16 protein-coding genes and 1 pseudogene are annotated in these 13,871 nt (G+C 50.8%); 12 read left to right on the forward strand and 5 right to left on the reverse strand.

The window, feature by feature from the left end; genetic code table 11:
* Positions 1-301: 301 nt before the first annotated feature.
* The 3 genes from ACZ5DH_RS05830 to ACZ5DH_RS05840 all read right to left on the reverse strand — a co-directional run bounded on the left by ACZ5DH_RS05830 (position 302) and on the right by ACZ5DH_RS05840 (position 2,647).
* A complete protein-coding gene (locus tag ACZ5DH_RS05830) occupies positions 302-1,054 on the reverse strand; it encodes an endonuclease (RefSeq protein ID WP_464256147.1) in 753 nt (250 codons plus the stop codon).
* A 460-nt stretch (positions 1,055-1,514) separates the two neighbouring features.
* Complete coding sequence (locus tag ACZ5DH_RS05835) at positions 1,515-1,901, reverse strand: hypothetical protein (protein WP_464256148.1); 387 nt, start codon at positions 1,899-1,901, stop codon at positions 1,515-1,517.
* 149 nt (positions 1,902-2,050) lie between these two features.
* On the reverse strand, positions 2,051-2,647 hold the full coding sequence (locus tag ACZ5DH_RS05840; protein WP_464256149.1) for an SHOCT domain-containing protein: 597 nt from the start codon (positions 2,645-2,647) through the stop codon (positions 2,051-2,053).
* Between the two features lie 185 nt (positions 2,648-2,832).
* Here ACZ5DH_RS05840 and ACZ5DH_RS05845 point away from each other — a divergent pair, with 185 nt between their 5' ends.
* From ACZ5DH_RS05845 to ACZ5DH_RS05860, 4 genes are all read left to right on the forward strand, one after another.
* Complete coding sequence (locus ACZ5DH_RS05845; RefSeq protein ID WP_464256150.1) at positions 2,833-3,180, forward strand: helix-turn-helix domain-containing protein; 348 nt, start codon at positions 2,833-2,835, stop codon at positions 3,178-3,180.
* Positions 3,181-3,307: 127 nt separating this feature from the next.
* Positions 3,308-4,012: an ERF family protein gene (locus ACZ5DH_RS05850; protein ID WP_464256151.1), complete on the forward strand. Its 705-nt coding sequence runs from the start codon at positions 3,308-3,310 to the stop codon at positions 4,010-4,012.
* Positions 4,013-4,080: 68 nt separating this feature from the next.
* Positions 4,081-5,244 (forward strand): hypothetical protein, encoded by a 1,164-nt coding sequence (locus ACZ5DH_RS05855; protein ID WP_464256152.1) that lies wholly within the window; start codon positions 4,081-4,083, stop codon positions 5,242-5,244.
* 18 nt (positions 5,245-5,262) lie between these two features.
* Entirely contained in the window at positions 5,263-5,640 is a 378-nt protein-coding gene (locus tag ACZ5DH_RS05860; RefSeq protein ID WP_464256153.1) for a hypothetical protein, read from the forward strand.
* 9 nt (positions 5,641-5,649) lie between these two features.
* Here the strand turns inward: ACZ5DH_RS05860 and ACZ5DH_RS05865 are convergent, their stop codons facing one another.
* Together ACZ5DH_RS05865 and ACZ5DH_RS05870 are read right to left on the reverse strand one after the other, a co-directional pair.
* Positions 5,650-5,934, reverse strand: coding sequence for a type II toxin-antitoxin system RelE/ParE family toxin (locus ACZ5DH_RS05865; protein ID WP_464256154.1), 285 nt, complete (start codon positions 5,932-5,934; stop codon positions 5,650-5,652).
* Positions 5,931-6,188: a ribbon-helix-helix protein, CopG family gene (locus tag ACZ5DH_RS05870; RefSeq protein WP_464256155.1), complete on the reverse strand. Its 258-nt coding sequence runs from the start codon at positions 6,186-6,188 to the stop codon at positions 5,931-5,933. The genes ACZ5DH_RS05865 and ACZ5DH_RS05870 overlap by 4 nt, the downstream gene beginning before the upstream one ends.
* An 82-nt stretch (positions 6,189-6,270) precedes the next feature.
* Here ACZ5DH_RS05870 and ACZ5DH_RS05875 point away from each other — a divergent pair.
* The 8 genes and pseudogenes from ACZ5DH_RS05875 to ACZ5DH_RS05910 all read left to right on the forward strand — a co-directional run.
* Positions 6,271-7,248: pseudogene (locus ACZ5DH_RS05875) on the forward strand (AAA family ATPase); the annotation flags it as partial.
* 375 nt (positions 7,249-7,623) lie between these two features.
* Positions 7,624-8,646 (forward strand): DUF3150 domain-containing protein, encoded by a 1,023-nt coding sequence (locus ACZ5DH_RS05880; RefSeq protein ID WP_464256156.1) that lies wholly within the window; start codon positions 7,624-7,626, stop codon positions 8,644-8,646.
* A 4-nt stretch (positions 8,647-8,650) separates the two neighbouring features.
* Positions 8,651-10,333 carry a cobaltochelatase CobT-related protein gene (locus ACZ5DH_RS05885; RefSeq protein WP_464256157.1) on the forward strand — a complete coding sequence of 561 codons (1,683 nt, stop codon included), beginning with the start codon at positions 8,651-8,653 and terminating at the stop codon, positions 10,331-10,333.
* 253 nt (positions 10,334-10,586) lie between these two features.
* Positions 10,587-10,748 carry a hypothetical protein gene (locus ACZ5DH_RS05890; RefSeq protein ID WP_464256158.1) on the forward strand — a complete coding sequence of 54 codons (162 nt, stop codon included), beginning with the start codon at positions 10,587-10,589 and terminating at the stop codon, positions 10,746-10,748.
* Positions 10,749-11,409: 661 nt separating this feature from the next.
* The gene (locus tag ACZ5DH_RS05895; protein ID WP_464256159.1) at positions 11,410-12,045 is read left to right on the forward strand and encodes a tyrosine-type recombinase/integrase; all 636 of its coding nucleotides are present in this window, start codon (positions 11,410-11,412) and stop codon (positions 12,043-12,045) included.
* Positions 11,975-12,607 carry a tyrosine-type recombinase/integrase gene (locus ACZ5DH_RS05900; RefSeq protein ID WP_464256160.1) on the forward strand — a complete coding sequence of 211 codons (633 nt, stop codon included), beginning with the start codon at positions 11,975-11,977 and terminating at the stop codon, positions 12,605-12,607. Before ACZ5DH_RS05895 ends, ACZ5DH_RS05900 begins: the two co-directional genes overlap by 71 nt.
* An 83-nt stretch (positions 12,608-12,690) precedes the next feature.
* Positions 12,691-13,485 carry a hypothetical protein gene (locus tag ACZ5DH_RS05905; protein WP_464256161.1) on the forward strand — a complete coding sequence of 265 codons (795 nt, stop codon included), beginning with the start codon at positions 12,691-12,693 and terminating at the stop codon, positions 13,483-13,485.
* Between the two features lie 159 nt (positions 13,486-13,644).
* Positions 13,645-13,869, forward strand: coding sequence for a helix-turn-helix transcriptional regulator (locus tag ACZ5DH_RS05910; RefSeq protein ID WP_464256162.1), 225 nt, complete (start codon positions 13,645-13,647; stop codon positions 13,867-13,869).
* Positions 13,870-13,871 lie beyond the last annotated feature (2 nt).

The raw sequence follows: 13,871 nt of genomic DNA on the forward strand, positions 1-13,871 counted from the left end.
CCCCAGCATGGGGGATAGTCAAGGGAGCACTTATATTCCGGGTCGACACGAGGAAAAGTTTACACACCAGTGGCTGTATAAGAAGATCTTAACATTGCGTTGATCATCTGTTCCTTTGAAGGCACCGTGGAAAAATAGCTAAGTCAGGCTAGCTCAATGGAAGTTCAGGAGCATGCGAATGCAACGGAAACGCTGGATAAGGGCTGGCAGGACGAGGTAGAGGAAGAATATGCCCGTCACAGAGGAAGGGGGGCTGTTCATAGGGAAGTAAATGTTGGCATCATGCCATCTGCCTAAAAAATCACCATAATCCCGATTTGCGGCAAGGTTTTTTTACAAATCTGTTGGTGTTCCCCTGAATTGTCTCTATTCTTTTAACTTGCCGACACTCCCATTCGGAAATTGGAAACATCTTATCCCAAGCCTTAAAGAGCTGTTTTTGCTGACGGCTCAAGTTATACTTGGGATAGCTATCCGCCATATACAAAGCGGCACGCGCCACTGGCCCCTTGGCCCTGTCCGGTGGTTCAAATCGATTACCGTCCACCTTGGCCATGCAAGAACCAAACTTAGGATCTGAGCCGGGCAACTCCGAATACCGCTTGTTACTGCGAACGGCATTCACAGATCCAATGGCCGGAAAAAGATTGTACATGTCCGCCTGCATGTAGCGGTATTCAGCGTTCACCTTTTCAACGCAACGCCGCCCCTTGAACGCCTTGCCTCTACGACTAACACATTCTGGGTGTCCGTCTTGCCATTCGCTGAAGGTGTGGCCAAACGTTTCGGCAGGGACAGCATGTTCCCATTCAATTTTTTGAGTACGGTTCTGGTATTTAATGATAGTAACACCATCAGGTAGCTCAATATATCCCTGATCATCAAATTTTGCCGAACAATAAATTGTTGTTCTGTGGTCAAAATATACTTGCCGTTCAAGGATTTTTTTCACTTTATTGAAAGAATCGCTATGAGAGTTACCTGAACTAGCATACGCAGAAAGATAAATTAGTAAAAAAAAGATTGCATGACTGCTAATTATAATTTTCCACATATGCCAGTTCGTATAGAGTCGTTGTCGCTGTCGTGCTGATTTTCCAGGCAATATTTCGGCGTGAGAACTATGAAAATATAGATATTTTTACACGTTAAAAATAGAAGTCCTTCGCGATATCGGTTTGACTTGGTCAATGGAGTTTTCATTTGAAGCCCGGACATACCTCCAGCACTATCTAAAAGGATAGCCGAGGTGCCGTTCGAACTGAGAGTGACTTCAGCACTTACCATGAGGCCATGAAAAGCACCTACCGCTCTATCTTGATGAACGTTGTTCCCGCTTCAAGAGGTTCTGGACCTAATAAGGATTTATGGGATCTCCAGTGCCAATTAAATCACAACAACTATGCGGTATAAGATAAGCGCCACCTCTTCATTTTTTTACGAGTCGGAAGAAACTGTATCACTGATCCTCCAACTCGGCGCCGATGCTTTAAAATCAGCGCGAATAGAGTCAACTAGTTGGTCTGAAAAGTATGCGTTCCTCTGTTGGATACGATAGTTATTTCCAACACAGTGGGTTTGTATACCCCCGGCTTCCCGGCAACTAGTCGGACGGTCTCTCCAAAGCTGGGAGAAATGGGAAAAGTGCTGTACATACCCAGCAGCGAGCAACCAAGAGCACCACGATTGATAATGACATCTTTAATGGTAATGCCACTATCACGAACTTGGATGAAAATTTCCGGAATGGAATTAGGTAGCATAGGATTGTCCTGCCAGCCAACGCTTACAGCGTATAGGTCATCACCAGAGTTAGCATAGATGGAGTGAACCCAAAAGCATGCCAAAAAAACGAGGCAAATGGGAAGGGTAACAAGCAACTTGCGCACATTTTCGCCCATGATATTCTCCTTATATTAATACAATTAGGTAGTTAGCGCTTTCCCCTCAGGGGAGGCCATGGTGCAGGGGATAAGGCAGTACATGACTGCAATAACAGCAGGGGCATATTTATAAATCTCTCCATATTGCCCCCGTAATACCATGGTCCTTATTCTGATAGTATCTTTTGCTTTTCAACAAGAAATTCTTCTTCACTGATTGCCCCACTATTCTTAAGGCTGGCGAGTTTTTCAATTTGATCAAATTTACTATCGGCAGGAGATGATTGTTGCGCTATGGGTGCCGATTGCCCTCTGTAGCGCACTTCAGCATTGCGAATGCAGTAATATTGATAGAACCCAGCGAAAATAAAACATAGAAATCCATTAAGCTGGGATGGGACACCATGTTCAGCCAGCATTTTTTCAATATATGGCCTGGACTTAAACGAAATGACTATTGCCAGTATTGGACCCGCCACAAAAATTGAAAAAGTTAAAAAAAATAGAGCTTGGTCTCTTCGGATGTCATCTGGATCAAGGAGTACATCTCCCCACATAAAAAATGCAATCATGCATATTACGAGAACTTTAGTAAATTTTATTTCATTATAATACTTATTTATTGAATCACACATATTGCAGATCCAAAAAAAGAAAAACACATTGAGTGTTGCCATATTCAATAGAATAAAATTCATTGTTGTCATTTCAACGTTAAAAAATTTTTTCCCGAATTGCCCAGGAATAATAGTCTGTGATTCCATGTGTTCCTCCCTAATAATACGCAAGGCTGTTTGTAAGTTGCTATAAATCTGGAAAACACATCACTAATGCAAGGAACTGCTTAGTTCTACAAAAAAATTGCATTAATTGTCAATAATTGGTTTTTAAGCTGTTTAAGGGCAGGCGCTTTCCTCGTATCGTTTTTACTCAAAAAAGGAGTAAAAACGTGTCGGAACGGAAGAGGCAGCGGCTGGCTACGATTGTGGGTGCGAATATCACCGCGCGAAGAAAACTTATGGGGTGGAATCAGGCTGCTTTTGCTGAAAGGCTTGGCATGGGTGCTGATTCCCTGTCCAGAATTGAACGTGGGCTCGTCGCACCCCGTTTCCCTCGGCTGGAACAAATGGCTGAATTACTTGAGTGTCCAATTGCTGACTTATTTCAAACACAAGAAGATCGCAAACGAGCTTACTCAGCGGACAGTCCTTCTCTTGCCTTTCACTCTCTTGACCTCTGCACTAAAAGAGAGGTCATCCTGATGGCCGAAAAAATTATCCAACTCATGCGTGGCTGATTCATACGTCAATCAGCGCATTTCATCGCTATATTACCTTCTTGAGTAAGTACAGAAAGCCTTGCCAAAGCCTCCGCCTGCTGCGGAGGCTTTGGCCTTTGAAGTATATTGTCAACTTGGAGGGTATATGAATTACAATTATCAATCCGAAAATATTACTGAACTGGCCAAAACCCTGCTCAACGTGCAGCGAACCGTGCAACCTATCACTAAAGACGCTGAAAACCCTTTCACCAAAAGCTGGTATGCCAGCCTGAACAGCGTCATGGACGCCTGCCGTGAAGCGCTTATCGAAAATGGCATCTGGCTATGCCAGTACCCTGTGCCAGTGGAGCAGCCCAATTCCTTGGGGCTGGTCACCAAGCTGACTCATGCGGAATCTGGGCAGTGGCAAAGTTCTCTTGCAGTTGTTCCTCTGCCTAAGGCCGACCCACAGGGAATGGGATCGGCCATGACCTACGCGAGGAGGTACGCTCTAACCGCCATGCTGGGAATGGTTACGGAAGATGATGACGGTGAAGGGGCAAGACCTGGTCGAAAATCGGCATCTCGTTCGAAATTGCCCGTAAACAGCCCTGAAACGAAAAAAGCACATTTGCCCGGCACCAATATCAAAAATAATTCTTCAGCTACCTCAAATCGTCCGTCAGCCAGCCTTGAAAGCCTCCCACCTCTTGAAGGCGTCACCTACCAGCAGGTTACAGCTCAGGACGGACGGCCCTGCATCATTGCCAGCGGCAACACGCAGGCCAAAAAGGAAATACTCACAGGCGCGGGCTTCCGCTGGAACCCGCAGAGAAAATTGTGGTGGAAGTATGTTGATGCCGCATAGTGAAAACAAAAATACCGAGTGAGAGGGCTGCCTGATGGCGGCCCTCTTGCTTTAATTGGGATGAAATCATGATAAACACCGACCGCACGGAAGGTTTGCGGGCATTAATTCGTCAGGGGCTGCAGACTGTTTCTCAACAAAGTACCGCCGCCCATCTGGGCGACAGGTCCACCTATGTGGGTATGAGCGACATCGGCCAGCACTGGGAGTGCCCCCGTGCCGCTCTGGCCCGCAAGGTGCTGCCGACCACAGGCAGCCTGGAGCGCCTTTTGATTTTACAACGGGGCCACTGGTTTGAATCCGGCGTGGGGCAGGCGCTGGCATCGCTGGGGCTGCACGTTTTGCCCCAGCTTGAAATCAACTGGCAGCATCAGGGCGTGCCCATCAAGGCCCACCTGGACTTCGTGCTGGTCTGGGGTGCGCCCGTCAATGCCATACGCATTTTGGAAGTGAAAAGTACGGACAAGCTGCCCGACACGCCGCACGACTCCCATCTACTGCAACTGCACGGACAAATCGGTTTGCTGGCCATGGCCTGGGACAAGCCTGCCTTTAGCCTGCGAGCGGAAGACGGTACGCTTCTGCATGAAAAAATAACCTTTCCTCAACTCTGTCATGCCCATTTGGGACTCAAACTGCCCATATGTGCTGATGCAGCGAGCCTGGAAGCCTGGCTGCTCTGTCTTTCCATGAAGGAGATAAAGACGTTCGGCCCCTATGGGTTCAATCAAGCCATGCTGGACACGGCCCTTGACCACGCAAGCCAACTCTGGGGTGACCTTACGGCCTACCGTGCCGGAAATTTGTCGCTCTCGCAGGTGGACTGCGCTCAGGGCTTTTACCCCTTGTGCTCATACTGCGAGCATAACGGCGACTGCCCCAAATTCCCGCAGGGCGTGCAAATGCCACAATGGGAACCGGCACTAAACAAACTGGCAACACTCAAAAAACAGCGCACCATTTTGGATGCTGAAATCAAGGAAATGGAAGCCGTACTCAAGCTGGTGCATCGGCAGGCTGGCACTCGTGACTGGGTGAATGCTGCGAATTACCGCTTCCGCGCAATGCTCACATCCGGGCGCAGCACACTCAATCGGGAAGCCTTGCAGGAAGAACTGACCGACATCTTCCGCTTTGAAGGCCTGGGTGACATTGACGTGGACGCCCTGTTGGCTCGCTGCGAACGCACTGGCGGGCCTTTCGAGCGGCTGTCCATTTCACCCATAAACTGAACCCAAAGGAGAATTGCAGTGGGATACTATTCTGACGTGGCCCTGTGTTTGACCAGGACAGGCGCGGCACAATTGGCAACGGCCATAGAAGCGCATGTCAGCAACACAACCGAAGATTTCGCCAGCAGCGCCATAAAGGAATTGGTCGGCGGTGAGCCTGCTCACAAGGACGTAGACTCCGGCGCAGTAGCCTTTTTCTGGAGCGGAATGAAGTGGTATGCCGATTTTGAGGGTGTGGCCTTTGTGGAAAGTTTCATGGCCGACCTGGAGTATGCGGAGTATTACTTCATCCGCGTGGGTGAAGATTATGACGACATCGAAGTGAACGGCGGCTTTTGCGACAATCCGCTGGGCATGCGTCTCGAGAGAAGAATTGTGATGGACGGTACTGGCTAGCTGTATTTGTTATTCAGGGGGGTACTGTTGTGAGGAGTGGAGAAGAGACTTAATGTAAATAATGCCAGCCTCTTCATCAATCCCGTATACAAGAATATAGTTCTTATGGGCAATTAATTCTCTGGAGAGCGGCTCTCTTCCCCGCCTTCCTCGCATCGGGAATTGTGCTAGAGAAAGAGCCACTTTCGTAAAAAAAGCGTCCATCTCTATTGCAGCGAGAGGATTATCCTGAGCGATAAAAAAGACTATACGCTCTCGATCCGCCTCAGCAGGGTCAGTCCAAACAACTTTCATTGCTGACCAGCAGCCTTCAAAATTTGAAGGCGTCGCTGTTCTGCACGATGTGTGGCCTCTTCTTGTGTAATGAAGCGCCCTTCCCGATAGGCTTTTTCTCCTGCCTCAACCTTTCGCCGAAACCATTCATCATATTCAGAGAGATTCCTAATGGCTTCCAGGACGGCATCTTCACGGGAGATTTCCCGTGCGGCAGCGGCGGCATCCAACGATGCCAGTGCGGCTTCATCCAAAGATATTTGTGTCAGGGACATACGGCCCTCCATAGTTTTTCCAAATATACGCACGCAAAAGCCTTCCGTCAAAGGGAGGCTTTTGCCATTTTAAGGAGAAAAAATGAACAATCTTTCCAGCAACCTTGCCAACCTTCAGCCTGCCGACCTTGACGCGGGTCAGGTTTTCAGTGGCAAACCCTCCGGCACCACGGTCAGGGGCTATGTCACGCCCTCGGCCTACAGCCCGGACATTGACCATGGCTATATCTTCCACGAATCCAGCCGGGATGTTGTGGTCTGGTTCGTTGGTCAGCAGGGGCAGCAGGAACCGCTTTATGTCTTCGGTCCCACAGGCTGCGGCAAAACGAGCTGCATCAAGCAACTGGCGGCCCGGCTCAGCTACCCGATCTTTGAGGTGACAGGACACGGACGGCTGGAGTTTGCCGATCTCGTGGGGCACTTGACGGTCAGGGAGGGCAATATGGCCTTTGAGTACGGCCCGCTTGCCCTTGCCATGCGGTACGGAGCGATTCTGCTCCTCAATGAGATTGATTTAACTTCGCCGGAGATCGCTGCCGGGTTAAACAGCGTGCTGGACGGCTCCCCTTTGTGCATTGCGGAAAATGGGGGCGAGATCATCCCGCCGCACCCCATGTTCCGTTTCGTGGCCACAGCAAACACCAACGGCGGTGGTGACGATACGGGCCTGTATCAGGGAACCCAGAGGCAGAACCTTGCGTGGCTGGACCGCTTCACCATCTGCGAAATGGGCTATCCCGATGCAACTGTGGAAAAAAAACTGCTAGCCCAGCGTTTCCCTTCGCTGCCCGAAACCCTTTGTGCCACCATGGTGGATTACGCCAATGAAGTTCGCAAACTGTTCATGGGCGAGGCTTCGACCAGCAACTTGACCAACACCATTGAAGTCACCTTCTCCACGCGCAGCCTGCTGCGCTGGGGGGATCTGACAGTGCGCTTTCAGCCCCTGGCCCATCAGGGCATCCAGCCAATCACCTATGCCCTTGACCGGGCACTAGCCTACCGTGCCAGCCGTGAAACCCGCGCCATGCTGCACGAACTGGCTCAGCGTATGTTTCCTCAACATAAGGAAGCGGACCTCAAGGCAATGAGCTCCGACCCAGAGGAAGAATCCCTGCAAGGCGATCCAGCCATACGGTTCATGAAAAGCCGTCTGCGCTATACCCTCACGGTGGCGCAGCCCCGCGTCTATCTGCAGGTCACCCACAACCAGCCCGATCAAAGCCAGTCTGGAAAATTCTGGATCGGTGAGGCCCGGCCCGAGGGCCTTATGCTCAAGTGGGGCAAACTGGATACCGCTGGGCAGCAACGATTTTTCCCCGCTGACAAATGCGAAGGCAATAACTCCGTCCTGGAACTTGAAGCCCGAGCAGCCAAAAAGCTCACGGAAGGCTACGTCCTCAACACGACAAAAAGCTCATTATAGGAGAACATCATGACACACGTTCTTTCAGACATTCGCATTCTGGACAATTTGCTGGCCCTCAATCTCAACGTCAGTCTGTGGTCGGCCCGTCGCAAAATGAGCCAGGAAGATCTGGGCGGTGCGGAACTGCCTCCCGATGATCTGGCCTCTCTTGGCTCCAAGCGCATTGCCAACCCGGAAAACCTTAAAGTGTTCGGCACGCTCAAAGCCCGCGCCTTCAACTATCTGGACAGGCACGGGGTGCGCTTCATGTCCGGCTGGGCCATACCCGAAGAAAAGGCCGGTGAAATTGTGCAGGAGCTGCTCAGCATCCGCAGCGACTTCCAGAAAGAAAAGGAAGCCTTCCTGGCAAGCTATGACCAGAACGTCCAGGCCTGGATTGAAAAGCACCATCAGTGGGGCGAGATCATCCGCAACTCCACCGTGGGGCCAGAGTATGTTCGCAGCCGCATGGATTTTCGCTGGCAACTCTACAAAGTGGCTCCTCTGGAACAGCATGCGGATAATACCGCCGTGCTGGAGGCCGGTCTGGCCGAAGAGGTGCAGGGCCTGGGCGACACGCTCTTTGGCGAAGTGGCCAAGTCTGCCGAAGACATCTGGCGCAGAGTATACCACGGAAAAACAGAAGTAACCCACAAGGCCCTTTCGCCTTTGCGGACGCTACACGCCAAGCTCACGGGCTTGTCTTTCGTAGAACCGCATGTGGCCCCGGTGGCAGATATTGTGCAGGCTGCGCTGCAGCGCATGCCCAAGAAGGGCAACATCACCGGGCCTGACTTGCTGCTCTTGCAGGGGCTGGTCTGCCTGCTCAAGGACAGCACGGCTCTCGTGGGGCACGCTCAGAAGGTCATTGAAGGCTACGGTCCGGCCTTTGTGCTGGACGCCTTACTGGCTGGGTCGGGCGACACCTCAGATATGCAAGTGCATGACGCAACAGGAGAAGAACCGGTCGAAGAACCTATTTTGCCCGATATCCTTACGCCAAATCGTGAGTTGCCACATCCTGTCATTCCCAGCCTGGGCCTGTGGTGACGCCATGATCCGTTCCAAAGATATTCTCAACTGCCTGCCTTTACTGGCGTCCGTCTTGGGCGACCAGTACGGGGTGCAGGTGCGTATCGGCGGCAAGGAGGCATGCACCAACGGCAAGGTCATTCAGTTGCCTTCATTACCTATGGACTGCGAGCCGGAAATGTTGGCGTTGGCCAAAGGTTTTTGTGACCACGAGGCGGCCCATATCCGACACACAGATTTTACTGTGCTGGAGGCCGCCAAACTTGATCCTGTGACCTTCAACCTGTTCAACTGCCTGGAGGACTGGCGCGTTGAAAAGAAACTATCAGGCATTTTTCCTGGCTGTCGGCAAAACCTGAACTGGTTGATACGACGATTCTTTGTAGAGCAAGCACAGCCAAGGGCCGGGGGTGATTCCCCGGCCCTTGCTGTTTTGGATTATGTGCTGCTGACCGTGCGGGCTTGGGATGTGGAAGAGGTGAACAGACCTCGCACGACGGCGGCAAAGACTCTACGCCAACACTTCTCCGGCCTGAAGGAAATGCTGGATGCAGTTTTGGTCAAGGTTCGCATCCATTGCCCTGATACGCCTTCAGCCATCGCCTATGCCCGGCAACTGGCCCAGAGCATCCGACAATGGGAACCGCAGCAGCAGGCAAGAGATGACGAAAAGCCTGCGCAACATAAAGGCAAAAGGGGCAAAGGCCGCGCATCCGGTGTAACGACGGGCATGGGAGATGCCACTGACCACAGCGTTCCTGCTTCTCAAGGGGAAGACACTGGCTCGTCTGCTTGTGCATCTCAAACACAGCCGTCTGCAGCCCCCAGTAGGGCCAAGGGTCAACTCTCAGCCCTGTTCCACGCCGAGGCGCAAGACCTGCCGCAAGCCTTAGGGGATATTCTTTCAGGGGCACTTACACGTTGTCAGGCAGAATCAGCAGTCGAAACGGTTACGGTCGCGGTTGAAGGCTTTCGGCAAACTGGAGCATTACCGGAAGCGCAAAAGCTGCAAGTGCTTCAAGCCAGCATTGCTCTCCGTACCAGGCTCCAGGGCTTTCTACAGGCCCAGACGCAAAAAAGGTGCAGCATAGGGCGACGCGGAGCTTTGCATCCCGGATCGCTTCATAGGCTGCAAACGGGCAATCCGCGCATCTTTCGCAGAGAGGCAGTGCGGGCTGGCCTCAATACCGCCGTACATATCTTGCTGGACGTCAGCGGCAGCATGAGCGGCGCTCCTATCGCCTTGGCAAGGCAGGCCTGTTTTGCTGTGGCAAAAGCACTGGAAAATATCAAAGGCGTAAACCCTGCGGTTACGGCTTTTCCTGCGATGGCTTCCACAAGTTCCGTATTCCCTATCATGCTGCATGGTCAAAAGGTGCCGAACAGTTTTGACATCAGCGCATCGGGCGGCACCCCTCTGGCGGCGGCTTTGTGGTGGGTCATGCAGACCATGCTGTTCCTCAAGGAGCAGCGAAAAATAATCCTGATTATCACTGACGGTGTACCTGATAGCACACACGCAGCACGACAGGCCTTGAATATAGCTCAGAAGCTGGGCTTTGAGGTCTATGGGGTTGGCATCCGGGACGACCACATCGCCCAACTCCTGCCGCAGACAAGCCGGGTCATCAACGACCTGCCCGACCTGGCCCCCACCATGCTTGGCCTGCTGCACAACGCGCTTGTGCAGGGAGGGGCGTCATGATGGTGCCCCCGGACTTTTGCCGTTGGAATCTGTACAAGGCGCTCCGTGCAATTCTCACACACAAACGGCAGCGCACCCCGCTTTGCTGAAACCCAAGGAGGATATATGAACCCGTTGGCATGGATACCTGTTGCCATCGCTGTGCTGCAGGTCATCAAGGAAAGCTTGGACGACTAATCGTCAAAATGACTGGCTGCATGAGGCGGGATAACTCCCGCCTCATGCATTTACACAACTGAAAAGGAGAATAACCATGAGCAAGACTTGGACTTTTATCGGCGGCGTAATAGCTGGCAACGTCGGGGTATTTACGGCGGCGGGCGTAGCTCTGGAGCTGAACACCCGAAAAGGCTGCAACTACGGTTCAATGGATGAACCGCAAAGGTTAGCCCTGCCGGAAAATAAAGACAGGTAAAAATTATGGGCGGGAAGCGGGGAAAATCCCCGTTTCCCTACCCTTGCAACACCTATTTTATGATTCGTTTTTTTGACCATAAGATTATTGGCCGATCAGGGAGCGACATGCGCATTCACAAACGGATCGCGGCGGATTGGCTGACCGACCACTGCAGGGGAATCTTACCGCAAATACAGAGCTGAATTGAAAGGAGGTATTCCTTGCTGCTGTTCATGAGCGGAGAATAGCCATCGTTTGATGCTGACACAAGCGTTACAAAATGTGAGTCTGCATATGGCCCTGAGTCACAAACAAAATTGTTCAACTGCTGATTCGAGTCCCATCTTGGGAATCGAATCAGTCAGCATAATGGTGTTACGCCTAAGTGGAATAAACTGGGGGGTCAAAGCGCGGGGTCATAGACAACGAGCTCAAAAAATTCTAATTGTAATTTCAGGTTGTTTGGACTCGATGGTGCTGCGGTGCCTATTCCCGCCCTCGGCACCAAAATGACTTCCAAAGAAGTTCGCAAAAGTCCGCAAGGCTAACAGCCAAGCGGACTTTCTGCTTTTTTAGCTTCCGTTCAAATTCGGGAGTGTTCATTGACACCCCGTTTATTTGGGGGCAACTTAGGGGGCAGCTTTCAAATCTCTGTTATCCCTCAGACGGAGTTGCCCCCATGCCCCTCACAGATACCGCAATTCGGGCAATAAAGCCCACCACCAAGGCTGCCAAGCTGTTTGACGGTGGCGGCCTCTATCTCGAAGTTGCCCCCAGCGGTGGCAAGTGGTGGCGTCTCAAATATCGCTTTCAGGGCAAGGAGAAACGCATATCCCTTGGCACCTACCCTACTATCGGCCTGAAAGATGCTCGCGAACGGCGCGAACAGGCGAAAAAGCTTCTTGAACAGGGTGTTGACCCTAGCGACCAGCGCAAGGAAGCCAAGGCGGCTGTTGCAGCCATAGAACAGGAGCAAGCCACTACCTTTGAAGCCGTGGCCCGTGATTGGTTCTCCAAGAAAAAAGCGGCATGGACGCCTGGCCATCAGAAAAAAATCCTCTCACGTCTTGAGAATCAGCTTTTCCCCATCCTAGGCAGTCGCCCTTTTTCATCTCTGGAACCTGCCGATTTCCTGTCAGCTATTCAAAAGGCTGAAGCCCGCGGCGCGATTGAAACCGCGCATAGGCTGGCGCAGCTATGCGGCCAGGTTTCGCGTTACGCCCGCATTGTGGGGCATACCCGCTATGACGTGGCCGCAGGCCTTACAGAAGCCCTTACCCCCTGTTCAGACCAATCACTATGCCACAATCACTGACCCTACAGAAATTGGGCACCTACTTCGTGCCATTGATACATACGCTGGCGAACCTTCCATTTGCTTTGCCCTAAAAATTCTTCCCTTCGTCTTCGTGCGGTCAATTGAATTGCGTGGGGCTGAATGGGGCGAGTTTGATTTCGACGCTGCCACCTGGATCATCCCAGCAGAGCGAATGAAAATGAAACGCCCACACACTGTGCCCTTGGCGCGCCAGGTAATTGCCCTGCTGCATAACCTCCGCGCCTTGACCGGAAGAGAACATTTCCTCTTTCCAAGCCTCTACAGTGCCAGCCGCCCCATTTCCGACATGGGGCTACTGAACGCACTACGCCGCATGGGATATGCCAAGGGCGTCATGACAATCCACGGTTTCAGAAGCATGGCCTCTACCCTGCTCAATGAACAAGGATACCGGGCAGACGTGATTGAAGCACAGCTTGCCCACGGCGAAAAGAACGCCATCCGGGCCGCATACAACCATGCAGAGTATTTGCCGGAGCGTCACCGCATGATGCAGGAATGGGCGGATTATTTGGATGGACTGCGAATCGATTGCTGAAATCATTTCCACCAAGATTAGAGTTTCGTATAAGCATCGGTTTGTTGACACCATTTTGCAGCACAATTAAATGGAAAAATACAATGAAAGATATAATAATATTTGATGATATAATATCGTGTAAAGATTTAATGCAACGCTGGTCTATCACTAAAAATAGATTAGTAAAAATCATATCCGACTATAAGATAATGGAATACTCTGTAATAACTACACGTATCAACACGGAAAATGCTAAGAAGTTTGTTTGCAGAGAAAAGCATAAGATCCCCTTTTTTTATGAGAAGATATGGGTGACAAGAGATATATCAGCAAGCTACTTTAATATGATCGACATTGTGCGATATGAAAATGACAACCCATTGATAATACTGCCAGAAGCAGAGGATAGCCCCTCAGAACGAGACTTTGAAGAGGATAGCCTTTGTCATGAAAATATTGATATTGATATGCTTGAGAAGGAGTACGCAAAAATTTCAATCCAAAAGAATGAAATATCTTCGAACCTTGCCACTGCATTAGTAACGATCACAAAAATTCAAGAAAAACTTACCGTTGCAAATCAACGTGTCATGAATCTCGAAAAACAGCTTGCTGCATCAAAACTTCAGCAACGTGACTCTAGGAGCCCGACTGAGCAATCTATCGATGGCTGGACAGATGTGCTTGCACGCCTTCAGGGCGCACGAAGAAAAGCTGCAATGCTGGCTATAGAAAAATGGAAAGGGAAAAGTCATCAACAAGCGTTTAGCAGTGCTTTTCCCGGTGAGCCAAGTCAAAATGCTAAAGATTATGTTTCTAAAGCAAGAGAGACAGCGAAAACTATCGCAGCGGAATTTGGCCTGACAATGCCCCCTTGGAGGCAAGACCTACAGTAGGTGCAGGTGGCAAAAAAAAACCGACTACATAACAACCATAACATTCTTTAAAAATTAAACTTTATTTTTTAAACAACCTACCATTCGCCTACTATGAACCTACCCCTGTAGGTAATCCATAATTCCCTCTAGGTTTCAAAACAAACTTGGAGGGTTTTTATGTTACAGCCCCAAAATATTCCCACAATCCCTGTTGCTGGCTTCATGCGCCTTAGTCAAGTCCTTCAACTGATCCCTATCGCCAAAACACAGTGGTACGAAGGACTTAAGGAGGGCCGTTTCCCCCAACCCATCAAACTCGGCCCCCGTGCCCGCGCCTACCGTGTTGAAGACATCACTGCTCTTATTGAACGGCTTGGGCAGAAGCAAAATGAGGAGGCGTAGCC

It is taken from the genome of Desulfovibrio simplex (assembly GCF_055387835.1).